The sequence below is a fragment of the Geodermatophilus sp. SYSU D00965 genome (genome assembly GCF_054050075.1).
Map to the genome: position 1 here is coordinate 1 of NZ_JBJGYQ010000038.1, position 22,550 is coordinate 22,550.

Annotated in this window: 17 protein-coding genes; 11 read left to right on the forward strand and 6 right to left on the reverse strand. The window is 76.2% G+C overall.

The features are described from left to right. The 4 genes from ACI789_RS23590 to serA all read right to left on the reverse strand — a co-directional run. Nucleotides 1–1,627 (reverse strand): AMP-binding protein (locus tag ACI789_RS23590; protein WP_457011988.1); only part of this gene is annotated, 1,627 nt, incomplete at its 3' end. Nucleotides 1,628–1,650: 23 nt separating this feature from the next. Further along, a complete protein-coding gene (locus ACI789_RS23595) occupies nucleotides 1,651–4,512 on the reverse strand; it encodes a Pls/PosA family non-ribosomal peptide synthetase (RefSeq protein ID WP_457011989.1) in 2,862 nt (953 codons plus the stop codon). A gap of 79 nt (nucleotides 4,513–4,591) precedes the next feature. Beyond that, entirely contained in the window at nucleotides 4,592–5,629 is a 1,038-nt protein-coding gene (gene sbnA, locus ACI789_RS23600) for a 2,3-diaminopropionate biosynthesis protein SbnA (RefSeq protein WP_456916718.1), read from the reverse strand. A gap of 273 nt (nucleotides 5,630–5,902) precedes the next feature. Beyond that, nucleotides 5,903–7,129 (reverse strand): phosphoglycerate dehydrogenase, encoded by a 1,227-nt coding sequence (serA, locus tag ACI789_RS23605; protein WP_457011990.1) that lies wholly within the window; start codon nucleotides 7,127–7,129, stop codon nucleotides 5,903–5,905. A 367-nt stretch (nucleotides 7,130–7,496) separates the two neighbouring features. On the opposite strand from serA, the gene ACI789_RS23610 reads away from it, so the two are divergent. Beyond that, nucleotides 7,497–7,637 carry a hypothetical protein gene (locus ACI789_RS23610; protein WP_456916716.1) on the forward strand — a complete coding sequence of 47 codons (141 nt, stop codon included), beginning with the start codon at nucleotides 7,497–7,499 and terminating at the stop codon, nucleotides 7,635–7,637. 61 nt (nucleotides 7,638–7,698) lie between these two features. Continuing rightward, nucleotides 7,699–7,956 (forward strand): hypothetical protein, encoded by a 258-nt coding sequence (locus tag ACI789_RS23615; RefSeq protein ID WP_457011991.1) that lies wholly within the window; start codon nucleotides 7,699–7,701, stop codon nucleotides 7,954–7,956. Here ACI789_RS23615 and ACI789_RS23620 read toward each other — a convergent pair. Continuing rightward, nucleotides 7,902–10,646, reverse strand: a complete 2,745-nt coding sequence (locus ACI789_RS23620) for an Hsp70 family protein (protein WP_457011992.1) — start codon at nucleotides 10,644–10,646, stop codon at nucleotides 7,902–7,904. The two genes, ACI789_RS23615 and ACI789_RS23620, sit on opposite strands and share 55 nt — an antisense overlap. A 238-nt stretch (nucleotides 10,647–10,884) precedes the next feature. Between ACI789_RS23620 and ACI789_RS23625 the strand changes: the two genes are divergently transcribed. From ACI789_RS23625 to ACI789_RS23655, 7 genes are all read left to right on the forward strand, one after another. Beyond that, complete coding sequence (locus ACI789_RS23625) at nucleotides 10,885–11,082, forward strand: hypothetical protein (RefSeq protein WP_457011993.1); 198 nt, start codon at nucleotides 10,885–10,887, stop codon at nucleotides 11,080–11,082. 43 nt (nucleotides 11,083–11,125) lie between these two features. Next, a complete protein-coding gene (locus ACI789_RS23630) occupies nucleotides 11,126–11,833 on the forward strand; it encodes a lasso peptide biosynthesis protein (protein ID WP_457011994.1) in 708 nt (235 codons plus the stop codon). Between the two features lie 24 nt (nucleotides 11,834–11,857). Then, nucleotides 11,858–13,675, forward strand: a complete 1,818-nt coding sequence (locus tag ACI789_RS23635) for an asparagine synthase-related protein (protein ID WP_457011995.1) — start codon at nucleotides 11,858–11,860, stop codon at nucleotides 13,673–13,675. Further along, on the forward strand, nucleotides 13,675–14,346 hold the full coding sequence (locus tag ACI789_RS23640) for a sensor histidine kinase (protein WP_457012001.1): 672 nt from the start codon (nucleotides 13,675–13,677) through the stop codon (nucleotides 14,344–14,346). The genes ACI789_RS23635 and ACI789_RS23640 overlap by 1 nt, the downstream gene beginning before the upstream one ends. Continuing rightward, complete coding sequence (locus tag ACI789_RS23645; protein ID WP_456916709.1) at nucleotides 14,337–15,008, forward strand: response regulator transcription factor; 672 nt, start codon at nucleotides 14,337–14,339, stop codon at nucleotides 15,006–15,008. Before ACI789_RS23640 ends, ACI789_RS23645 begins: the two co-directional genes overlap by 10 nt. Before the next feature lie 89 nt (nucleotides 15,009–15,097). After that, nucleotides 15,098–16,465 carry a hypothetical protein gene (locus ACI789_RS23650; protein WP_457011996.1) on the forward strand — a complete coding sequence of 456 codons (1,368 nt, stop codon included), beginning with the start codon at nucleotides 15,098–15,100 and terminating at the stop codon, nucleotides 16,463–16,465. Then, nucleotides 16,462–19,725, forward strand: a complete 3,264-nt coding sequence (locus ACI789_RS23655; RefSeq protein ID WP_457011997.1) for a sensor histidine kinase — start codon at nucleotides 16,462–16,464, stop codon at nucleotides 19,723–19,725. The genes ACI789_RS23650 and ACI789_RS23655 overlap by 4 nt, the downstream gene beginning before the upstream one ends. A 6-nt stretch (nucleotides 19,726–19,731) precedes the next feature. Here the strand turns inward: ACI789_RS23655 and ACI789_RS23660 are convergent, their stop codons facing one another. Beyond that, on the reverse strand, nucleotides 19,732–19,938 hold the full coding sequence (locus tag ACI789_RS23660; RefSeq protein ID WP_457011998.1) for a hypothetical protein: 207 nt from the start codon (nucleotides 19,936–19,938) through the stop codon (nucleotides 19,732–19,734). Nucleotides 19,939–20,169: 231 nt separating this feature from the next. Here ACI789_RS23660 and ACI789_RS23665 point away from each other — a divergent pair, with 231 nt between their 5' ends. Beyond that, on the forward strand, nucleotides 20,170–21,138 hold the full coding sequence (locus ACI789_RS23665; RefSeq protein WP_457011999.1) for a hypothetical protein: 969 nt from the start codon (nucleotides 20,170–20,172) through the stop codon (nucleotides 21,136–21,138). Between the two features lie 109 nt (nucleotides 21,139–21,247). Further along, nucleotides 21,248–22,550: cytochrome P450 (locus tag ACI789_RS23670; RefSeq protein ID WP_457012000.1), on the forward strand; the 1,303-nt coding region annotated here is incomplete at its 3' end.

The window sequence follows — 22,550 nt, forward strand, 5'->3', positions numbered from 1 at the left end:
TGACCTCGTGGTTGGTGTCGTCGCTGGTCTCGGTCAGCCCGTAGGCGTTGACCAGCGCGATGCCCGGCTGGGCGGTGAACCAGCGGGCGGCCAGTTCGGGCTTGAGCGCCTCGCCGGTGACCGACACCGCCCGCAGGTGCGGCAGCGGGCGGGGGTGGGCCTCCAGGTAGGCCAGCACGACCTCCAGGTAGGAGGGCACCACCTGCACCACCGCCACCCGCTGGTCGGCGAGCAGGTCGACGAACCGCTCGGCGTCCAGGACCACGTCCTGGGGGACGAGCACGGTGCGGCCGCCGACGAGCAGCGCGGAGACCAGCTGCCACAGCGAGATGTCGAAGCACTGCGGCGCCACCTGGGCCACGGCCGAGCCCTCGACGACGCCCAGGTCGTCGATCTTGGCGAACAGGTGGTTGAGCATGCCGGCGTGCTCGCACATCGCACCCTTGGGCTCGCCGGTGGAACCCGAGGTGAAGTAGACGTAGGCCAGCTGGTCGGGCGCGATGCGGGTGCCCAGGTCGGTGTCGTCGTGGCCCTCGCCGACGCCGGCCGCGACGTCCAGCACGACCACGCCGGGCAGCTGCGCCAGGGCGGTGTCCAGGCCGGCGCGGGCGCCGGGCGTGGTCAGTGCCAGCCGCCCACCGGCCCGCGAGAGTGTCCGCGCGATGCGGTCGGCCGGGAAGTGCGGCTCGATCGGCAGGTAGGCGCCGCCGGCCTTGAACACCGCCAGCACCGCGGTCAGCCAGTCCAGGTCCCGCTCGGTGACCACCGCGACGACGTCCTCGGCAGCCAGCCCGCGGGCCCGCAGCGCCCGGGCCAGCCGGTTGGCGCGGGCGTTGAGCTCCCCGTAGGTGACCTGCCGGTCCTCGTGGACGGCGGCGACGTCGTCCGGCCGGATCCGGGCCTGCTCCTCGAACAGCTCGTGCGCCGGCCGTTCGGGCAGCTCACGGTGCGGGCCGGCCATCCCGTCCAGCTGCAGCCGCGCCTCCTCCGCCGACAGCAGGCTGCCCGCCAGCGGGTCGGCGTCGGGGTCGGCGACCAGCGCGGCCAGCGCGGTGCGGTGGTAGCCGCAGATCCGCGCCGCCGCGGCCGCGTCCAGGGCGTCCTCGCGGTGGCGCAGCGCCAGCCGCGCGCCGTCCCCGGCCACCCCGATCCGCAGCACCGCACCCTCGGGCAGCTCCCCGTCGCCGGCCGGGTCGAAGGCCACCTCCGACGTCGGGCCGGCCACGCCGAGCTCGGCGCGCAGCGCGTCCAGGGGCACCTCCCGGTGCGCCCGCAGCCCCGCCTCGGCCGCGGCCGCGGCCGCCACCAGCTCCCGCCACGACCCGCCGTCCACCGGCAGCCGGCACGGCAGCGGCCCCGCCGAGCCGGAGACGTAGCCGGTGACCACCTCGGTCTCCCCGGACAGCGCGGCCAGCACCCGGGCGTGCGCGGCCAGGAACACCGCCGACACCGGCACCCCCAGCTCGCCGGCCAGCCGGCGCACTGCCCTGGCCAGCCCGCCGGGCAGCGGCGCCTCGTGTCCGGCGGTGCCGGGCCGCGGGTCGAGGGTCCACCGCGGGATCGCCGCCGACCCGCCGGCGAGGAGCACCTCGCGCCAGAACTCGCGGCCGGAACGCGTCGTTGCCATGACCATCAGGGGGGTCTCCTCACTCACCGCTGGAACGCGGACACGGGGATGGGTGCGGACGTGCGCTGCGGTGGCACCAGGTCGGCCACCTCGAGGGGAGCGGACGGAGCGGGCAGGGGCGCGGGGACCTCCCCGACCTCCTCGGCCGGGTTGCCCGCCCACCGGGTGCGGGCCGGGACCTCGGAGCCCTTCATGAGGAAGGCGTCCGGGCCGATCTCGGCGCCGTCGCCGATCGTCACGCCGTAGTGGACCCAGGCGGCCACGCCGACGGTGACGCCGGAGCCGATGGTGATCCGGTCGAGCTTGAAGCCGCCGTCCTCCTGGGAGTGGCACTGGACGGTGCTGCCGGCGTTGAAGGTGCAGCCGTCGCCGATGGTGACCAGCGTCCGCTCCGGCATGCCCAGGCCGTCGTCGAACACCCGGCGCCCGACCCGTGCTCCCAGCAGCCGCAGCACGACCGGCTTGAGCGGGGTGCCGTTGTAGAAGGCCGGCTGCCAGGCCAGCTTCCAGAACCGCTCGTGCCACCAGAAGTACGGGTCGTAGATCGAGCACTGCCGGGGCTGCAGCGGCCGGAAGCCCGTCGAGGCGCGCTCCACGACGATGCCGAAGGCGGTGACGAACAGGACGCTGAGCACCATCGCGCCCGCGACGGACGCGGCGCCGAACCGGTCGTGCAGCTCGAAGCCGGCCAGGGTGATCAGGGTCGTGCCGAAGAAGTTGGCCCACCGGAGCAGCAGGAACAGGCCCATGCTGCCGAGGTTGTGGCGCCGCTTCGCGGCCAGGCGGCGGGCCAGCTCGCCCGGTGCCTGGAGGTGGTCGTCGATCGTCGCGTCCCGCAGGACGGTGCGCGGGATCTCGAAGGCCGGCGAGCCGAGCAGGCCGACGCCCTCCCGGACCGGCCCGTCGATGGGAACCATCACCTTGGTCGCGAGCAGGACGTCGTCCCCGGTCCGGGCCTCGGGCGGGTAGGCGATCGCGTTGCCGAGGAAGCTGCGCGCGCCGATCCGCACCTGGGACGCCGTGAACGACGTGCTGGAGAACTCGACGTTCATGGCCGACAGCCCGTCAGCGACGATCGTCTCGGCGCCGACCGAGGTCAGGTACGGGTTGTCGTGCTTGACCCCCTCGCCGAAGTTCGACCCGGTCTGCACGTACCGCCCCAGGTCGTAGCCCAGGCTCCGCAGCAGGTGGACGACGGCGAAGCTGTTGCCGGTGAGCTTGAGCAGGTACTTGGCCGACGTCATCCGGGTGACCGTGCGCTGCAGGGAGTAGTGGACCCCGTAGAGCGGGTAGACCCGGCCGGGCGTGACGAACCTGCCCAGCACCCGGGGGACGGTGGTCATGACCGCGAGGCCGACGAGGATGCCGCCGAGGTACAGGACAAGCGAGACGACCATCGCGTCCAGGTAGAACGAGGCGCTGGTCATCACCATCGGGCCGGCCTCCAGCAGCCGTCCGAGCCCGGGGACGGCGAGCACCAGGAGGGCGACCGCGCCGATGGCCAGCGGCAGGTCCACGAACAGCAGGCCGAGCAGCTTCAGCACCGAGTAGGTCACCCGGCGGCGGGTGCTGCAGCGGGCCGGCGGGACCAGCGAGTAGTCGACGTCCGCGCGGCGGGCCGGCGTCCCGTGCCAGCTCTGGCCCGCCGGCACGGCCTGACCGGCCTGCAGCGACGAGCGGTGGCCGAGCTGGGCGCCGTCGCCCATCGACGTCCCGATGTCGATGACCGACGACTCACCGACGACGACGTCGGCGCCGAAGGTGACCGGGCCCAGCTGGATCCGTCCGTCGTGCGCCCGGTAGCCGGGGACCACCGCGTCCTTCCGGAGGACGGTGCCGCTGCCGATGGTGAGCAGGTCGGTCGCCACCGGCACGGTCTTGGCGAAGACCGCCACGCCGCGGCCGACCTTCGCGCCCAGCGCCCGCAGGTAGAGCGGGTAGAGCGGGGTGCCGTTGAACACCAGGACCAGCGGGTTCTTCTGCACCAGCGTCTTGACGATCCAGAAGCGCACGTAGTGCAGCCCCCAGACCGGGAACTCCCCGGCCTTCCACCGGCCGACCAGCAGCCACTTCGCCGCGATCGGCAGGGCCGCGAGGCCGAGGAAGGTGCCGCCGCCGACGACCACCGACCGCAGGTAGTCGTCGACGATGCCGCCGCCCGCGGAGATCCAGTCGTAGCCGGCCACGCCGATGATCGCGACGAGCAGGCAGTAGCCACAGAAGAACAGCGCCTGCAGGACCCCGCAGAGGACGTGCAGCGCGGTCCCCGCCGGAGCCGGCCGCGGCGCCTCGACCGGTGCCGGCGCCACGGGGGCGGGCACGGCCGGCGGGGCGGGGGCGGAGGGGACGGCGCGGAACGCCTCGGCCAGGCTGCGCACCGTCGGGTGCCGGTAGACGTCCTTCATCGACACCGACGGCAGGTCCGGCCGCTTCCGCACCCGGGCGCAGAACTGCGCCATGACCAGGGAGTCGGCGCCCAGGTCGTCGAAGAAGGAGCTGTCGACCGGGACGTGGTCGACCTGCAGGACCCCGGCGAGCACCTCCGCGAGAGCGGCCTCGGCCGGGGCGGGCGCGGCCGCCGCGGGGGTCTCGTCAGGGGCCAGCGCCGCCGCCAGGCCGGCGACGGTCGGGTGCCGGTAGACGTCCTTCATCGAGATCGACGGCAGGTCCGCCCGCTTGCGCACCCGCGCGCAGAACCGGGCCATCACCATCGAGTCGGCACCCAGGTCCTGGAAGAAGTCGCTGTCCGCGGGCACGTGCCCGACGCCCAGCACGTCGGCCAGCACGGCGCCCAGGGCGGTCTGCAGGTCCCCGGGCGGGGCTGCGTCGGACGGGGCCGGGGCCGCTGCCGGGGCGGCCGTCAGGACCGCGATCGGGTTTCCCACGTTCAGAACTCCTTGCGCCGGTGGAGGGAGTGGTCCGGGCACGTGCCCGGGGTTGTGCTGTCGGAGGTGTTGCTGCGCCTCATCGCAGGGCGGACAGGACGGACGACGGGGACTGCGGGGACCGCGGCTGCGGCACGACCGGCGCCGGCCGGGCCGGCTCGTCGACCTGCAGCGCGTCCTCGCCGTAGAGGTCCTGGACCCAGTTGGGCTGGTAGACGGTGTCGAGGTAGCGCTCACCGAGGTCGGGCGAGATGGTGACCGCCGTGAGGCCCTCCGCGTCGTGGCGGGCCAGCCAGTCGATCGCGCCGCTGACCACGGTCCCGGTGGAGCCGCCGAACAGGTAGCCGCGCCGGGCCAGCCGGTGGCAGGTGCGGATGGTGTCGGTCTCCTCGACCCAGGTGACCTCGTCGACGTAGGAGTCGTCGAGCATCGGGGGACGCATGCCCATGCCCAGGCCGGGGATCATCCGGCGGCCCGGCTCGGCACCGAAGGACACCGAGCCCACGGCGTCCACGGCCACGATCCGGACGGGGCGGTGCCACTCGCGGAACCAGCGGGCGCAGCCCATCAGCGTGCCGGTCGTGCCCGCGCCGACGAACAGCACGTCCAGGTCGGGGAACTGGCGGGCGATCGCCGGTGCCGTCGTCCGGTAGTGCGCTCCCCAGTTGTCCGGGTTGCCGTACTGGTCGAGCCAGACGTACCGGTCGTCGGCGGCGCACAGCGCCTTCACGTAGTTGATCCGCGCCCCGAGCAGGCCGTGGACCGGGTCCGGCTCGGTGATGACGTGCACCTCGGCGCCCAGCGCTTCCATCAGCTGCCGGGTCTGCAGGTTGCACCGGGCGTCGGTCACGCACCGGAACCCGTAGCCCTTGCTGGCGGCGATCATGCTCAGGGCCACGCCCAGGTTGCCCGAGGAGGACTCCACCAGGATGGACCCGGGCCGCAGCCGCCCGCGGCGCTCGGCGGTCTCGACCATCCGGGTGGCGGCCTTCAGCTTGACCGAGCCGGCGAAGTTGAAGCCCTCGCACTTGAGGAAGAGGGACCGGCCGAAGACCGGGTGGAGGTCGACGTACAGGTCGTCCTCGTTGAACTCGTGCGGAGCGGAGATGATGGGCACGTCGGTCCCCCTGTCGGGATGGCGCCGGCATTGGCGCGGAGTGCGGGTTCTCGCAGACGGTGCGTTTCGCTCACAGGAAGACTGCTGCGGGACGAACCGGGGATCGATCGGGCTTCCCCCAGAACCGGCGGCCCGGTCCCGAGTCCTCACCGGGGGTGGACCCCACCCCCCAACCCCACCGTCGAGTGCGGGGACGCCGGCCCGGGCGGGGACGAGCGCACGCCGGCGCCCCGCTCCCGACGGGGAGCGGGGCGCCGGTGCGCCGAGCCCGGCTCAGGCGGGCAGCACGTCGAGCCGGATCGTCTCGGGCAGCGCCCGCAACCGGTCGACGACGGCCGGGCCGATCGGGCCGCCCACGTCGGTGACCACGTAGCCCACCGACCCGGAGGTGGCCAGCGCCTGCTGCTCCACGTTGAGACCGCCCTCGGCCAGCACGCTGTCGATGTGCGCCAGCGCGCCCGGCTGGTTGCGGTGCAGCAGCACCAGCCGGGTGGTGCCGGCCGAGCGGGGCACCTGCACCTCGGGCAGGTTGACCGACAGGCCCGTGGCGCCCCGCTCCAGGTAGCCGAGCAGCTTGGTGGCGACGAACTCGCCGATGTCCTCCTGCGCCTCCTCGGTGGAGCCACCGACGTGCGGCGTGAGGATCACGTTGGGCAGCCCGCGCAGGTCGGACTCGAAGGGATCGCCGGCGGCCGCCGGCTCATCCGGGAACACGTCCACGGCTGCGCCGGCCAGGTGGCCGCTGTCGATGTTCCGGCGCAGGGCCTGGTGATCGACGACGAAGCCGCGGGACAGGTTGAGGAAGAGGGAGCCGGGCAGCATCCGCGCGAACTGCTCCTCGCCGAACATGCCGCTGTTGCCGGGCCGGCCGTCGACGTGCAAGGACACCACGTCCGAGCTCTGGAGCACCTCGTCGAGAGTGGCGCACCGGCGGGCGTTGCCCAGGGCGAGGGTGTCGGCGGTGTCGTAGAACGACACGCGCATGCCGAGCGCCTCGGCGAGCACCGACAGCTGGCTGCCGATCTTGCCGTACCCCACGATGCCCAGCCGCCGGCCGCGCACCTCGTGGCTGCCCTTGGCCGACTTGCGCCACAGCCCGGTGTGCATGGCGTCGTTGTGCACCGTCATCCGGCGGGTGAGCGCGATGATCTCGGCCAGGGCCAGCTCGACCACGCTGCGGGTGTTGGAGAACGGCGCGTTGAACACCGCCACACCGCGCTCGGTGGCCGCCTGCAGGTCGATCTGGTTCGTGCCGATGCAGAACGCCCCGACCGCCCGGAGGTCCGGGGCCTTCGCCAGGACGTCGGCGGTCACCTGCGTGCCCGAGCGCAGACCGAGCACGTGGACGCCGTCGAGCCGCGCCACGAGCTCGTGCTCGTCCAGCGCCCGGTCCACCTGCTCGACGACGACGCCGGCCGCGGCCAGCAGGTCGGCGGCGGCCGGGTGGATGCCCTCGACCAGCAGGGCCCGCAGCGGGGTCGGGGATGCCGGAGTGGTCATGCGAGATCTCCCTTGATCAGCTCGACGCACTCGGCCGACTGGGCAGGGAGCGTTCCCGCACGGGTGACGCCGCGCGGCGAACGGTCTCCAGGGGAGGCGTCGTCTTCGTTCGCGATGGCAGGGAGAAACGCTGTCGTCGACGGTCCCGCCGGGCCATCGAGCAGACCCCCGGATCGGCCGGCTCCCACCCCCTCGTGCAGGTAGGGACAGCCCGCGTGCGGTCCCCTCGACGGCGTCGGGCCGACCCCGGACGGAATCGGGGGATCGGCGGCGCCGTCTGGGGGGTTGGCTCGATGTCCCCGGCGCGGGGGCCCGGCGAGGCTCATCGCAGACCGAGAAACCCAACCCACTCCCTGAGGAGCCGGCGATGACCACCACCCGGTGCTTCCGCCACAGCCGTTGGATCGCCTCCTGCGCCGACTGCACCGCCTGGCACCTCACCCGCCTGCACCACCACCGGACCGGCGCCACGGCTCCGCAGCACCCGAGCCCGGCCATGGCCGCCTGACCCGCTCCCCCACCGCACCGCGACCCGCCCGCCGGCCACCGCAGCACCCCAGGAGACCCCGATGCTCTCGCCCGCTCACACCCTCGTGGACGAACTCACCGCCGACCTCGCGCAGGCGCGGGAGGACCTCGTCGCCGCCCGCCTCGTCCAGCAGGCCAAGGACACCCCCGCCTCCCGTGCCGCCGTCGCCGCAGCGCGGACGCGCGTCGACGCGCTGCTGGACCTCCACCTGGAGCTGTCCGACCCCCGGTGCTGGGACGCCGATCAGCTGCCCACGTTGAGCACGGTGAGCGTCCCGGCGTCCTCGTCGCTGACGTAGGCGGTCGTCCCGTCGGGCAGGACCGCCATCGACGTCGGCGACGCCCCGGTCGGGACGGTCGCGGTGACCGTGAAGGTCTCGGCGTCGATGACCGAGACGGTGTTCTCGCTGTTGTTCACCGTGTAGGCGAACCGGCCGTCCGCGGACCAGGTGAAGTACTGCGGGTTCTGACCGACCGGGACGGTCGCCACCAGGGTGTTGGTGGTCGTGTCGATGAACGTCACCGAGGCGGCGTCGTAGTTGACGTTGCCGACCAGCGGCCGGGAGGGGTGGACGGCCAGGCTGTGCGGGCTGGTCTCGACGGGCACGGTCGCGACCACCTCGTTGCTCGCGACGTCCACGACCGACACGAGGTTCGACTCGTGGTTGGCCACGTACGCGCGCGTGCCGTCGACGGAGAACGACACCCAGTGCGGGTTGGGCGGCACGGTGATGTAGTACAGCTCGGCGTCCCCGTGCGGGTCGATGACCGCGATGTTGCCCGTGTCGTGGTTGGGCACGTAGACCCGGTGCCCGTCCGGGGTGACGGCGGGGACGAACGGCCGGCTGGCCATCGGGATCGTCTCGATGACGGCGTTGCGGGTGGCGTCCACGACGACCAGCGCCGCGATCGTGCGCTCGTCGTTCCACACGCTGACGTAGATGCGCCGGCCGTCGGGAGAGAAGGCCAGGTACTGCGGCGGGCCGGCGGGCACGTCGATCGTCGCGGTCACGGTGTCGACCGCCGTGTCGACGACGGTGATCGTCCCGGCGGCGCCGTTGGCCACGTAGAGCTGGTCGCCGTTGGGCGCGACGGCCACGAAGTTGGGGGTCGGCCCGGCCGGTACGGGCGTACCCAGTGACGGGATCGGCACCGCCGGCGCGGCCGACGGGGGCGGTGGCGGAACTGCCGTCCCGGCGTCGGACGGTGCCGAGGTCGACGCCGACGGGTCGGTGCCCTCGTCGGCCGCGCCGTCGGGCCGGGTCAGGACGACGGCGAGCAGGACCACCAGGGCGACGACCACCACCGCGCCGAGGACCGCGACCAGCGCTCTTTGGCGGGCCGCCCACCAGGCCGGACCGCGGTCGGGTCCCGCACCCGGCGGGGGCCTGCCCGTGCCGTGCGTGGTGTCCGGGGGCCCCGGCGGCAGGGGCGGTCCGCCGGGTCCACCGTCCCCGGGTGGGAGCCCGCCCGGCGGGGGCCCCGCGGCCGGGGAACCCGGGGGACGGCCGGCCGGGCCGTCGCCGCCCGCGGGCCGGTCGCCCGGCGGCGCGCCCGGTGCGACGGGCGGCGCCGCGCCCGCGCCTCCGGCGGCCGGGGTACCCACCGCGCCGGCGACCTCGGTTGCCGGTGGCGCCTCGCCGGTCGAGGCGCCGGCCACCGTGGCCGCACCGGCGGCGAGACCGGCCGCCTCGCGGAGCATGCCCGGCCGCCCGTTCCCGGCCGGGGCCGGCTCGGCCTCGGGCGCCGGACCGGGCGCGGCACGACGGTCCCCGGGGGCGTCCGCCCCGACGGAGGACCGCGGGGTCGGCAGCGCGGCCCCGGCCACCCGACGGTCGGCGACCGGCGCGGCCTCCCCCGCTGCGGGCTCCGGTCGGACTCCCCGGGCAGGTGCGGGGCCCACCGCCCCGACCGGGCCGGGCAGCGAGCCCGGTGTCGCGCCCACGGTGGCCGCGCCGAGGGCGACCGGGTGCTTGGGGTGCGCGTCGACGATGGTGGGGCAACCCAGCTGCTCGCCGACCATCCGCGCCACGACCGGGATCTGCGCGGAACCACCGACCAGCAGCACCGCCGACAGCCGGCTGGGCGGGATGTCCGCCGACCGCAGTGCCCGGTTGAGCGTGCCGATCGTGGACTCCACCTGGGCCCGGATCATCGCCTCGAACTGGTCGCGGGTGAGCGCGACGTCCTGGTGCCGGCCCGGGATGAACACCGGGATGACGGCCTCCGTGTCGAGGGACAGCGCCTCCTTGGCCAGGACGCAGTCCTGCCGCAGCCGGGCCAGCGCGACGACGGTCCGGGCGTCGCCCAGGTCCAGCTCGGCGAGGGCGCCGCCCGCGGCGTGGTTGACGAAGGTCAGGATCGCCTCGTCCAGGTCGGCGCCACCGAGCCGCTCGATCCCCTCCGGGGTGCCCAGCACCTCGATGCCGGCCTCGGTGCGGCCCACGACGGTCGCGTCGAACGTGCCGCCCCCGAAGTCGTAGACGGCGATGACCTCGCCCACCGCCATCTCGCGGGTCGCCGCGTAGTGGGCGGCGGCGGCCTCGGGCTCGGACACCATCCGCCAGTGCTCCACGCCGGCGGAGCGGGGCACCTCCTCGAACAGCTCCCGCCGGTAGGGCCCCCAGGTCGCGGGGTGGGTGAGCACCACCGCGCCGGGCGGGCCGCCGTGCTCGGCGTCGACCTTCGTCAGCACGTCCCGGAGCAGCACGCCGAGCAGGTCGGTGACCGGGTAGGCCGAGCCGCCGAGCATGAGCGGGGTCGGGTCCCCCAGCCGGCGCTTGATCTCCGACGCGACCCGGTCCGGGTTGCTCACGGCCCGGCGTGCGGCGGCGTCACCGGTGACGAGCCGGCCGTCGTCCCGGACGTAGACGGTGGAGGGGATGACCACGGACCGGTCACCGAGCGGGACCATGTCCACCCGTCCGGCGCGCGCGACCGCGGCCGCGACACACGTCGTGCCGAGGTCGACCCCGAGGCTGTAGTCCACGTGGCCCCCTGGGACAGCAGTTCGCTGCGCCTCCGCTGACGTGCGAGCAGCCTAGTGACCGACGGCGAGGACGGGGGGCTCACCGCCCTCCCGGGAGGTGGGGTCTGCCCTACCCCGAGGTAGGGGACGCCCTCTTCCGTGCGCCGCGCACCCGGCGTGACCATGGTGAGCGTGGTCTGTGACGTCGCCTCACGGTGAGGGCCCGCCGCGGACGTCCCCACACCTCCAGGAGGTCCCCATGTCCGATCCCGACGTCCGGAGGGTGGACGCCCCTGACCGGTCGGCCGCTGACGAGGCCGGAGTCCCGAACGCCGTCGCCCGGCCGGAGTACCGCCGGCCACAGGCCTTCCTCGTCGGCCCGGCCGCGCGCCTGGTCCGCGGGGGCCTCTTCGGCAAGAGCCAGGACGGCTACACCGGTTACTACATGGAACCCTGAGCCCGCCGGCCCGGCCGTCGGGCTCCGCCCCGACGTGCTGCTGGTGCGGGCGCCGGACGGCAGCGGCCGCCTGCTCGACCTCGCCGGCTCCTTCTACGCGGTCGACCCGATCGCCGCCGAGCTGCTCGCCGACCTGCCGCGCGCCGGTCGCACCGGGACGGTGCGCGCCGCCGCCCGGCGGCACGGGGTGCCCGAACAGCAGGTCGCGGCCGATCTCGACGCCCTGCTCGCGGACCTGCCGGCCGACCTGGGCAGCGCCCCGGCGGCTGCCCGCGGGCAGTGGCTCGACCGGCTCGTCGTCGCGCTGCTGTCCGCGCTGTGCCGGGTGGGCTCCCCGCCGCTCCGGACCTGGGCGCTGCTGGCCGCGGCGCGCCTGTGCTTCGCCACGGCGGGGTGGTACCGCACGCTCCGGTGGTGGACGTCGCTGCCGACCCGCGACGGTCCGGGCGGGTCGTCCGCGGCCGCGATCGACCGGCGCGTGCGCCGCTCGGCCAGCGGCAGCGTGCTGGGGCACACGTGCAAGGAACGGGCCGTGGTCAGCCTGGCCGAGGCGCGGAGGGCGGGACTGCCGGCGGCCGTGGTGCTGGGCCTGAGCTTCTACCCGCTGGCCACCCACAGCTGGTGCGTCGTGGAGGGGGCCACGGTGGACGACGGGGACGCGGTGGACGGCGGGGACGTGCTCGGCGGCGCGGTGCTCGGCGACCAGCCGGACCTGTGCGCCGCCTTCCAGCCGGTGGCGGTCGCACGATGAGCACCGCCTGGTGAACACCGTCCGATGAGCGGGAGCCGGCTGGTCGCGACGATCGGCCCGGCCGGCGTCGCGCTGACCGCGACGGGGGGGCTCACCTCGACCTCCCGCGGCGGCGGGGTCACCGTGCTGCTGCTCGGGGAGCTGCACCACCGCGCGGACCTGCACGTGGGCCCGGCCGGCGACGCCGAGGCGATCGCCCGCGTGTACCGCCGGCGGGGCCGGGCCGGCCTCGCGGCGCTGGAGGGCGACTTCGCGTTCCTGCTGCAGGACGAGGCGGCCGGGCGGGTGCTCGCGGTGCGCGACCCGACGGGCGGGCACCGGCTCTACTCCGAGCGTCGCGGCGAGCAGGTCGTCGTCGCGACCGACCTCGCCACGCTCCACCGGGTGCGCGGCCGGCCGGCCGACCTGGACCTCGACCACCTCGCCGGCTACCTCGCCGAGCCCTCCCCCGCCAACGAGCCGGCCGGGACGAGCACGCCGTTCCGCGGGGTCCAGCGGGTCCCGGCCGGCGCGGCGCTCGAGGTGGAGCTGCCGTCGCGCCGGACGGTCGTCCGCCCGCTGTTCGCCCCGCTGGACGCCGTCCGCGGCCCGGGGGACACACCGGCCCGGGCCGCGGCCGACTACCGCGAGGTGCTCGCCGCCGCGGTCGCCGAGCGCGCGGTCGGCACGGTGGCCTGCCACGTGTCCGGGGGGCTGGACTCCTCCGCCGTGCTGCGCTGCGCGGCGGACGCCGCCGCGGTCGGCCGGTGCCGGCTGGTGGCCGGCATCTCGGTCGTGTACCGGGACCTCGCCCTGCTCGCGCGGGAGACGCCCTACGTCGAGCAGGCGCTCGGGATGGTGCCGGGCCTGCCGTCGGTGCGCCTCGACGGGGACGACCTGCTGGACTTCGACGTCTTCGCCGACCCGCCACGGCACGAGGAGCCCTATCCCGGGCTGTGGCGCCTGGGCATGGACCGGGCGCTCACGCTCGCGGCGGTCGCGGCCGGGGCGCAGCGGGTCCTCACCGGCATCGGCGCCGACGAGGTGCTCGACACCCACCCCTTCTCCCTGGCCGAGGACCTGCGCCGGGGGCGGCTGGGCACCGCCTGGCGGGAGGCGCGGCGCTGGGCGGCGGCGGACGACACCGACCCGTGGACGGTGCTGCGGCCCTTCGGCTTCGACCCCCTCCTCGCCCGCCGGCGCCGCCGGGCCCCCGCCGTCCCGGCGTGGGTGCGGCCGGGGTTCGCCCGGGACACGGCCCTGGCCGACCGGATGGCCGAGCGGGCCGTGTCCGAGGCCGCGTCGCACCCCGTGCCCGCGGTCGGGTTCGCCCTGGCCGGCATCCGCGCCCGGACCGGGGACCCGGTCCGCTGGGCGGTGGCCGCCCCTGCCGGGCTGGTCGTCGCGCACCCCTTCCTCGACCGGCGGGTCCTCCGGGAGGGGCTGCGGGTGCTGGCGACCACCCGCCCGGACCCGGCGACGAGCAAGCCGCTGCTGCGCGCCGCGATGGACGGCCTGCTCCCCGAGCCGATCCTCACGCGCCGGCGCAAGGGGCACTTCAACGAGGTCTACTACCGCGGGCTGCTGCGCAACCGGGACCGGCTGGTGGAGCTCGTCGGCTCCCCCGCGGTCGCCGACCTGGGCATCCTGGACGCCGGGGCACTCGCCGCGGCCCTGGACCGCGGCGCCGTCGGCGGCCTCGCCGTCCCGGAGCTGCACCCGCTCAACCTCGCCCTCACCCTCGCGCGGTGGCTGCTCCAGGAAGCGGAGGAGGGCCCGGCGGAACCGGGGGGCAGCCCCACCCCGGGCAGGGGGCGCGCCCCCTTCCCGGCAGAGTCGGCCCGGCGGAGGATCTCGAGGTGATGATTCCGCCTGCGCAGTCGCCGGACGACCGGACTGCGGCGGGCCGGGAGCGCACCGCCGCGAACGGACCGCCGGCGGAAGCGGCCGACCTGGGGTCGGTCGGCCCCCGGCAGGCCGAGCGCGACCGGTGGCTGCGCCGGCGGGGCCTGCAGCGCCGGCTGCACGACGGCGCGGCCCTGCAGATCTCCGCGCTCGTGCCGCAGCTCGGCGTGGTCCGCAAGAAGCTCTCCGACGACGAGGACGCCCTCCGGCTCTCGATCGACGACCTGCAGGACCAGATGCACACGGTGCTGCAGGAGCTGCGGGAGGTCTCGCGGGAGATCTACCCGCCGCTGCTGGACCAGGCCGGGCTGGGCGCGGCGCTGGGCGAGTTCGCCGACCGGGTCGCCGTCCCCCTGCGCGTCGTGGCACCGGCCGACCGCTTCTGCCCGGACGTCGAGGGAGCCGCCTACTTCGCCGTCACCGACTGCCTCGCCCGGCTCGAGGCCGGGGGTGAACCCGCCGAGGTGGTGCTGCGCCGCGACGGGGAGGCGCTGGTCATCTGCCTGTACGGCGTGCCGACCCGGCACGCCGGGGGCATCCTGGGCCACGTCCGGGGCCTCGGCGGCCAGGTGGGCGTCGCCGGGGAGCCCGGCTCGGGGACGATCGAGGTGAGGATCCCGTGCGAGTAGCCCTGGCCGAGGACGGCGCCCTGTTCCGTGAGGGCCTGCTGATGCTGCTGGAGGCCGCCGGCCACGAGGTCGTCGGCTCCACCGCCGACGGGGACGCGCTGGTCCAACTGCTGGACAGCGAGCGGGCCGACGTGGCGATCCTGGACATCCGGATGCCCCCCGGACCCGACGGCGGCCTCGTGACCGCCGAACGGCTGCGGGCCCTGCACGCCGACATGGGACTGCTCTTCCTCTCCCACTACGCCGAGTCCCACTACCTGATGCGGATCCTGCAGATCGGCACCGAGGCCATCGGCTACCGGCTGAAGGAGAAGGTCGGCAGCGTCGACGTCCTGAGCGACACGCTCGCCCGCATCGGCGCCGGTGAGATCGTCATCGAGCCGGTCCTGGCCAAGCGCCTGGTCGAGCACCCGCGCGGGGAGAAGAAGGGCGCGATCGACTCGCTGTCGCCGCGCGAGCTCGACGTGCTGCGGTTGATGGCCGAGGGCCGGTCGAACAACGGGATCGCCGCGCAGCTGTTCGTCACCCCCAAGGCGGTGGAGAAGCACATCGCCAGCATCTTCGGCAAGCTCCAGCTGGCCGAGGACGCCACCGAGCACCACCGCCGGGTCCTGGCCGTCCTCACCTACCTGCGAGCGCAACGCGACGACGACCGCTCCTGAGCCGGGAAGGGGTTGGCCACGCCCGCGCCTGCGCCTAGCGTGAGCGCACGGCCCGGCCGGCGTGCGCCGGGCGTGGGTCGGTGGTGACGATGACCCGGGTCCGCTCCGCGGCACTGCTCGGCTGGCTGCTGGTCACCGGCGGCGTGGCCGCGGTGCTCCTCGCCTTCGCCTGGGGCGGCCACGGCCTGATCACGGCGCTGGCGATGAACCGGCAGCTCCTCCTGGTGCTGCCGTTCCTCGCCGCCGGCGTCGCCACCGTCGCGCTCTTCCTGGTGTGGCCCCCGCTCGAGCGCGCGGTCGCCCGCGTGGCCGGCCGGAGCCTGGCGAGCCCGTACTCGGCGCTGGCCGAGGCGGCCCGGCGGATCCAGGCGGGATCCCTGGAGGAGGTCCTCCCCGGCCTGGCGCAGGTGCTGGCCGAGGGCACCGGGGCGGTCCGGGCCGCGGTCTGGCTGGCCGTCGGGGACCGGTTGGTGGAGGCCGCCCACCATCCTCCGGACGCGGGCGGCACCCCGCCCCCCGGCCGGAGCGTGCCGGGGCTCGCGGACCTGCTCGTGCAGCCGGACGTCGACTCCGTCGTACCGGTGCTCGACGCGGGGGTCCTCCGGGCCGCGCTGACGATCACCAAGCCGGCGTCGGTCACCGTGGCCGACCGGGAACTGCTCCACGACGTCGCCAACGGCGCGACGCTCCCCCTCCGCGTGGTCTCGCTCAACGCCGAGCTCAGCGAGCGGGTCCGGCGGGCCGCCGAGCTGGCCGAGGAGCTCGGGGCGTCCCGCCGGCGCCTCGACTCCGCCCGGGAGGCCGCCCGCCGGCGACTGATCGCGGAGCTCTCGCACGCCACGGGCGACCGCCTGGCCGGGCTGCGCGCCGAACTGGTGGCGGCCCGCGCCGGCCTGGCCGACGCGCCGGACGACCTCACGCCGGTCCGGGAGGAGCTCGCCCGTGCCCGGGCCCGGCTGGACGACCTGCTGGACCGGTTCCGCACCGTGGCACGGGGCGTGTACCCGTCCGTGCTCCGCGACCAGGGGCCGGCCGCGGCGCTCGACGAGGTCGTGGCCGACCTGCCCCGGCCGGTCCGGCTCTCCGCGGAGCTCGGGTCGCGCGCGGCCTGGGAGCTGGAGTCCGGCCTCTACTACGCCGCCGCCTCGGCACTGCGCGAGCTGGCCGGACGACCCGCCGAACGGGAGCTGAGCCTGCACCTGGAGGAGTGCGGCGGCGAGCTCAGCGCGGTCCTCGACGACCCCGCACCGCCGGTGCCCCCCGGCCGCCTCGAGGCGGTGCTCGCCGACGACGCCGACCGCCTGGTCGCGCTCGGCGGCGGTCTGCAGATCACCGGCCCGACAGAGGACGGCGCCGGCGGCCGCGGCGGTCCGCACCTCGTCGTCCGCGCCTGGGTGCCCGACCGGGTGGAGCCGGTGGTGGAGCGCGCCGTCGAGGCGGAGGTCGCGGTCCGGTGACCGGCGAGGACGCCGGGCTCCGGAGCCGTACCTGGATCACGGCCGTCCTCGTGGGCAGCGCCCTGCTGTCGGCCTGCTGGCTGGTCCTCGGGGTGCTCGTCGGCGTGGCGAGCCGGTTCCCCGGCGTCGCGGGCGGCTCCCCGGGAACGGAGGGAGGGGGCCTGTGGACCCGGGCGGTGACCGCCGGGATCTCGCGCAGCGAGCCCCTGTCCCAGCTCGTCCCGGACGCCGGGCTGGGCGTGCTGGCCCTCGTCCTCGCGGGCGCCCTGCTGGTGCACGGCGCCCGCGACCCGGCACAGGGCGTGCTCGGGGCCGCGCTGGCCGCCTCGGCCGCCGCCTTCAGCCTGCAGTCGGCCGCGGCGGACGAGGTGCTGGCCACCGTCACCGGGTTCGACCAGGTCGACGTGGTCCCCCAGCTCGTGCTCCCGGTGATCACCTGCGTCACCTTCGTGCTCGCGCTGGCCTGGGCGCCGCGGAGCGGTCCGCCCGGTCGCCCCGACCGGTGGGTGGTGGCGGCGGTGGTCGCCGTCGCGGCGGCGGCCGTCCTGGGCATGTTCCTCCCGGCGTCGGTCCGCTGTGTGCTCCTGGCCGGGCTCGTGCTGCCGCTCGTCGGGGTCGTCGGCCTGCGCCGGCGGTTGCGGACCAGCACCAGCGAGCGGCTGCGGGCGCCGGCGCGGCTGCTCTTCGGCCTGCTGGTCGCGACCGTCGCGGTGGGTGCGGCGCTGGCCGTCATCACCGGCCTGCTGGTGTGGGTGCGGACGCCGGGGCTGGGTCTGGTCGATCCGACGGCCCTGGACCCGTTGACGTTGACCCCGTCCCGCCCGTCGATCGTGCTCTGGTACTGGGCGGCTCGGCTGACCCTGCCGATCGTGGCCGTGGCCGTGCTGATGACCGGCCGGCGGGCCGGCGCCGCGAGTGCGCAGCGGTGGTTCAGCCGCGGGCTGGTCGTGGTCCTGGTGACGGCGGCGATCGGCTGCCTGTTCGTGTTCATCGACCTCCGCTGGGCCAGGTTCGTGCTGGGGTGGTCGCAGGCCTCTCCGGCCCTCACCCGCGCCGTCGCCGTCGGTCTGTGCGCGCTCGCCTTCCTCCCCGTGTTCGTGCTGACCGAACGCGCGGTCGACCGGTTGCTGTACGGCAGCAGGCCGGCCCCGTACGGCGTGCTGGCCGACGTGGCCGCGCTCCCCCGGGGCGCCACCGGAGGCGTCCCCGACCTGGCCGGCGTCGCGGAGGCGGTCGGTCGGGGCCTGGGCGCGACCACGTGCCGGCTGACCGTGCACCGGCCCGGGCTGCGCGACCGGAGCTACCAGTGGGTCCGGCCGGGCGAGGAGGAGGCCGAGACGTCGCTGGAGGTCCCCGTCCGGCACGCCGAGCAGGAGGTCGGGACGATCGCGGTCGACCGGGCCGCGGTCGCCGGGGCGGACGACCAGCGGCAGGACCTGCTGAGGGCGATCGCGAACAGCCTCGGGGTCGTGCTCCAGGCCGTGCGGACCAACATCGACCTCGAGCGCCAGCTGCGGACCTCGCTCGCCCGGGCCGCCGAGATCGCCGACGCGCGCCGCCGGGTCGTGGCCGAGGCCGACCGGGAGCGGCGGCGCATCGAGCGGGACCTCCACGACGGCGCCCAGCACCACCTGGTGTCGCTGAGCCTCGCCCTCGGGCTCGCCGAGCACGAGGTCGCCGCCGGGCGGGCGGAGCAGGCGCGCGCGAGGCTGGACCAGATCCTCGGGCAGCTCGACACCGCGGAGGCCGTCCTCACCCGGACCGCCACCGGCCTGTCCTCCGCCGCGCTCGCCCAGCGCGGAGTGGTCGCCGCCCTCCGCGACGAGCTGGGGCAGGACCCGCACGTCCGGATCGACACCCCCGGCGTGGACGGCGCGCGGTTCTCCCCCGACGTCGAGGCCGCCGTCTACTTCTGCTGCCTGGAGTCGGTGAACAACGCCCGCAAGTACGCGGGCGGCGCGGCGGTCCGGGTGCGGCTGGAACGGGCCGGCGACCACCTGCTCTTCTCGGTCGAGGACGACGGGCGGGGATGGGACCCGGCGACCTCGGGGTCCCTCGGCCGAGGGGTGCGCAACATGACCTCGCGCGTCACCGGCGTCGGCGGGCACCTCGACGTCCGGTCCGCTCCGGGCGAGGGGACCCGGGTCGAGGGCTGGGTGCCCCTGGGCGACCCGGGCGCGCCGCCCCCGACCCCCGGCGTCGTGCCGGCCCCGCGCCCGCTCGAGCAGGTCCGGATCATGGTCCGGCGGGCCCGCGACCTCTACCACGGGACGGCCCACGCGCAGTCGCTGAGCACGCTGACCCGGCAGCTGGGCGAGCCACCGAGGATCGCCCTGGCCGGACCGTCCCCGGCCCTCGTCGACGCCGTGCGCCGGCGCCTGGACGGCGCGCTGCACGCCCCCGGCCGGCGCGTCGCCACCTCCCAGGAGACGCCGGTCCTCGTGCCGATGACCTGCCTGGACCGGTCCGCACCGGACGGAGCCGATCCGTCGCCGGACCTCGGGATCACCGCCGGTGCCGACGCCGTCGTCCTGCTGGTGCCGTCGACCGCGCGGGGGGCGGACTGCTACCGGGACCTCCTGGCGCTCGCCGCGGCGCTGCGGCCCAGCCAGGTCCTCGGCGTCCTGGTCGCCGACGGCGACGCCCCGGTCGGGTCCGACCCCGGCGCCGAAGCTGGTGGGGACGGCGCCGCCGCGGACGACGCCGGCCGGGTGGCGGCGCCCGAGGAGCTGCGCCGGCTGTGCGCGACCGTGCTGCCCGTGGCCGGCGCGGTGCGCTCGGAGGAGCAGGAGCGGCAGGCCTACGTGGACCTGGCCGACCTGGTGCGGACCCGGCTGGGAGCCCGGCTCGAGGCGTTCCGCGCCCGGGCGGCCGTGGCGGCGCTCACGACGCTGCTGCACCGCGCGCCGCCGCCCGGCGACGCGCACCCGCTGCTCTACGAGCTCGACCGGTTCCGGCTGGGGCGGCCCGAGCTCACCGAGCTCGACCTGCTCGACCAGCTCACCGCCCCCGACGCGCCGCTGCCGGCAGCCGAGCGCCTGGCGGCGGTGCGGCTGCTCGGCCTGCTCGGCACCGATCCCGCGGCCCGCCTCGGCTGCGGGCCGGACGCCGAGCCCGGCCAGCTGGTGCGCGCCGCCCGGGAGCACCTGGCGCACTGGCAGCAGGTCGCGGCGCACCCGGCGTCCTCCACCGGCACCCGGACCGTCGCGCGCTTCCTCGTGGGTACCTGCGAGCGGCTGCTGACCACCACCGGCGGGTAGCGGCGGCTACTCGTCCGGGCGCCGGACGGATCGGCCGGCCAGCCAGGCCTGCCACTCCGACCGCCCGCTCTCGGCGGTCCCGGCCGCCAGGACGGCGAGCGCGGCGACGGCCAGCACGACGACGACCACCACCGCGACCAGCACGTGCTCCCAGCCGAACAGCGGGGGGACGGTCATGCTCCCCGGGTCCGGCGATGTCGTGTCGGGCGTCATGGGAGGAGGGTGCGGCACGTCGCGGACCGGCACAGCCCCGGCACCGGCGGCTCACCCTCCCGGGCGACGTCACGCGACGTCACGCAGCGAGAGGGCCTCGGACGCCGACCGCCCGGATCGCGGGAGGTCCGTCGCCCGGCCGGGTGGTCCGCGTCCGGCGGCGGACGGAGTCCCACCGGCGGCTCCGTAGCGTCCGCTCCCTCGACCCGGGACCGGAGGGAGGCGGGAGCGATGAGCGCCGAACCGCACGCCGAGGACGCCGCGCCGTCCCTGCTGCACGCACCCACGACGGCGCCGGGCGGGCGCCGTCGGCCGAACGTCTCCGGGGACCTGTCGACCGTCCTCGATGCCGGTCCGGTGTTCCGCCGGGCCGTGGCCGGCTACGACCGCTTCCAGGTCGACACCTACGTCCAGTGGGCGGAGGACGAGCTCACCGCCGCCGCGCGCGAGTGCTCCCGCCTGGAGGCGCGTCTGCTCGCCACCCGGGCCGCCCTCGACGAGGCCCGGGAGCTGCTCGGGCACTCCCCCGGGGGCGGTGCGGTGCTCCGGCTGTCGCGCCGCGTCGGGACGGTGCTCGCCGCGGCGGCCGACGAGGCCGAGGGGATGCGGGCGGACGCCGCGGCCGACCGGGCGGCGGCCCGCGCCGAGGCGGAGCGGCTGGTCGGCTACGGACGACGGCTGCTCGCCGACGCCCGGGCCGAGGCCGACCGGATCGTCGCCGCGGCGACCCGGGAGGCCGGGGCGCGCGCCGCCGAGGCCGACCGGGTCGTCGCGGCGGCCGAGCGGACCCGCAGCGAGGCCTGCTCGGAGGCGGAGGCGCGGCTCGAGGAGGTACGGGCGGTCGAGCGGCGCGCGCTCGACCGGGCCGAGCGGACCCGGCAGCGGGCCGCCGACGACGCGGCCGCCGCCCGGCTGCAGGCCCGCGGCGAGGTCGTCGCGCTCCTGGCCACGGGGCGCGAGGAGCGGCGGCGGGCCGACGCCGAGGCCGCCGCGACCCGGGAGCGCCTGGACCGCGAGGCCGCCGCCCGCCGCGCCGCGCTGCTGGCGGAGGTCGAGCGCCTCGAGCGACTCGCGCAGCGGCGGCCCGGACCGGACGGCGCGGCCGAGCCGATCAGCGCCGTCCCCGACCGTTTCCGCCTCCGCCTGCGGGGACCGCTGGACCGACTCCGGGGGCGCCCCGTGTCCCGCCCGGCACCCTGACCGTCGCCCTCCTCCTCCCGACCTGCGACGCCGCGCGCCGAGGGGCTCCCGGGAGCCGCCGCCGCGCCTAGCGTGGGGGCGGGTGCTCCGCCCGGAGGGAGTGAGGGGCATGACCACCACCCGAGCGACGTTCGAGGACTTCCTCGGCTGGCTGGCCGACAGCCGCCGGCACGGGCAGGTCCACTTCGACGACCGGCAGGAGTGCTGGCAGGTGCTGGGGCACCAGGAGGCCGGCGCGGTGCTGGCCGACCCGGCCGTGTTCTCCTCCGACCTCTCCGCGCTCCAGCCGCAGCAGGACGACTTCGCGCTCTTCCAGCGCGGCAACTTCGTCCGCATGGACCCGCCGCAGCACCGCACGCTGCGGACCCTGGTCAGCCAGGCGTTCACCCCGCGGGTCGTGGCCGACCTGGAGCCGCGCATCGCCGAGCTGACCGGCGAGCTGCTGGACCAGGCCGGTGAGCGGTTCGACCTGGTCGACGCGCTGGCCTATCCGCTGCCGGTGATCGTGATCGCCGAGCTGCTGGGCATCCCCGTCGCCGACCGGGCGCTGTTCCGCCGGTGGGCCGACACGCTGCTGGGCCAGGACATCGACCCGGACCGGTCGCTGCGCGAGGTCGGCGAGCAGGCGGTGACCGCCGTGGCCCCGGTGATGCGCGAGATGAACGGCTACTTCCTGGACTTCATCCGGTCCCGGCGGGCGGCTCCGGGCCACGACCTGACCAGCAAGCTGGTCCAGGCCGAGGTGGACGGCCGGCGGCTGGCCGACGAGGAGATCGTCGGCTTCGTCGGGCTGCTGCTGATCGCCGGCCACATCACCACCACCGCGACGCTGGGCAACAGCCTGGTCTGCTTCCGGGACGCCCCGGACGCCGTCCCCGCGGTGCGGGCCGACCCGGCGCTGCTGCCGACGGCGATCGAGGAGGTGCTGCGGCTGCGCACGCCCTTCCCGCGCCTGGCCCGGCTGACCCGGACCGACACCGAGGTGGGCGGCGTGCGCATCCCGGCCGGGCAGGTCGTGGTGGTCTGGCTGACCGCGGCCAACCGGGACGAGCGGGTGTTCCCGCAGCCCGACCGCTTCGACGTCCGCCGCTCCCCCAACCCGCACCTGACCTTCGGGCACGGCATCCACTTCTGCCTCGGCGCGCCGCTGGCCCGGCTGGAGGCCCGGGTCGCGCTGCGGCTGCTGCTGGCGCGCTACCGGGAGATCGCGGTGCCCGGCGACGACCAGGTCGAGTACCGCAACCCGTGGGCGATGGTCGCGGTCACCCGGCTGCCGCTGGAGGTCCGGCCCGGGGGGGGGGGGGGGGGGGGGGGGGGGGGGGGGGGGGGGGGGGGGGGGGGGGGGGGGGGGGGGGGGGGGGGGGGGGGGGGCGGGGCGCGCGGCCCGCGGGGGGCCCGGCGGGGGCCCGCCG

Bases quoted from the DNA above. Each gene is read 5' to 3' on its own strand.
- serA (WP_457011990.1), bottom strand. From the start codon at position 7,129: ATGACCACTCCGGCATCCCCGACCCCGCTGCGGGCCCTGCTGGTCGAG.
- ACI789_RS23610 (WP_456916716.1), top strand. From the start codon at position 7,497: ATGACCACCACCCGGTGCTTCCGCCACAGCCGTTGGATCGCCTCCTGC.
- ACI789_RS23615 (WP_457011991.1), top strand. From the start codon at position 7,699: ATGCTCTCGCCCGCTCACACCCTCGTGGACGAACTCACCGCCGACCTC.
- ACI789_RS23625 (WP_457011993.1), top strand. From the start codon at position 10,885: ATGTCCGATCCCGACGTCCGGAGGGTGGACGCCCCTGACCGGTCGGCC.
- ACI789_RS23635 (WP_457011995.1), top strand. From the start codon at position 11,858: ATGAGCGGGAGCCGGCTGGTCGCGACGATCGGCCCGGCCGGCGTCGCG.
- ACI789_RS23640 (WP_457012001.1), top strand. From the start codon at position 13,675: ATGATTCCGCCTGCGCAGTCGCCGGACGACCGGACTGCGGCGGGCCGG.
- ACI789_RS23650 (WP_457011996.1), top strand. From the start codon at position 15,098: ATGACCCGGGTCCGCTCCGCGGCACTGCTCGGCTGGCTGCTGGTCACC.
- ACI789_RS23660 (WP_457011998.1), bottom strand. From the start codon at position 19,938: ATGACGCCCGACACGACATCGCCGGACCCGGGGAGCATGACCGTCCCC.
- ACI789_RS23665 (WP_457011999.1), top strand. From the start codon at position 20,170: ATGAGCGCCGAACCGCACGCCGAGGACGCCGCGCCGTCCCTGCTGCAC.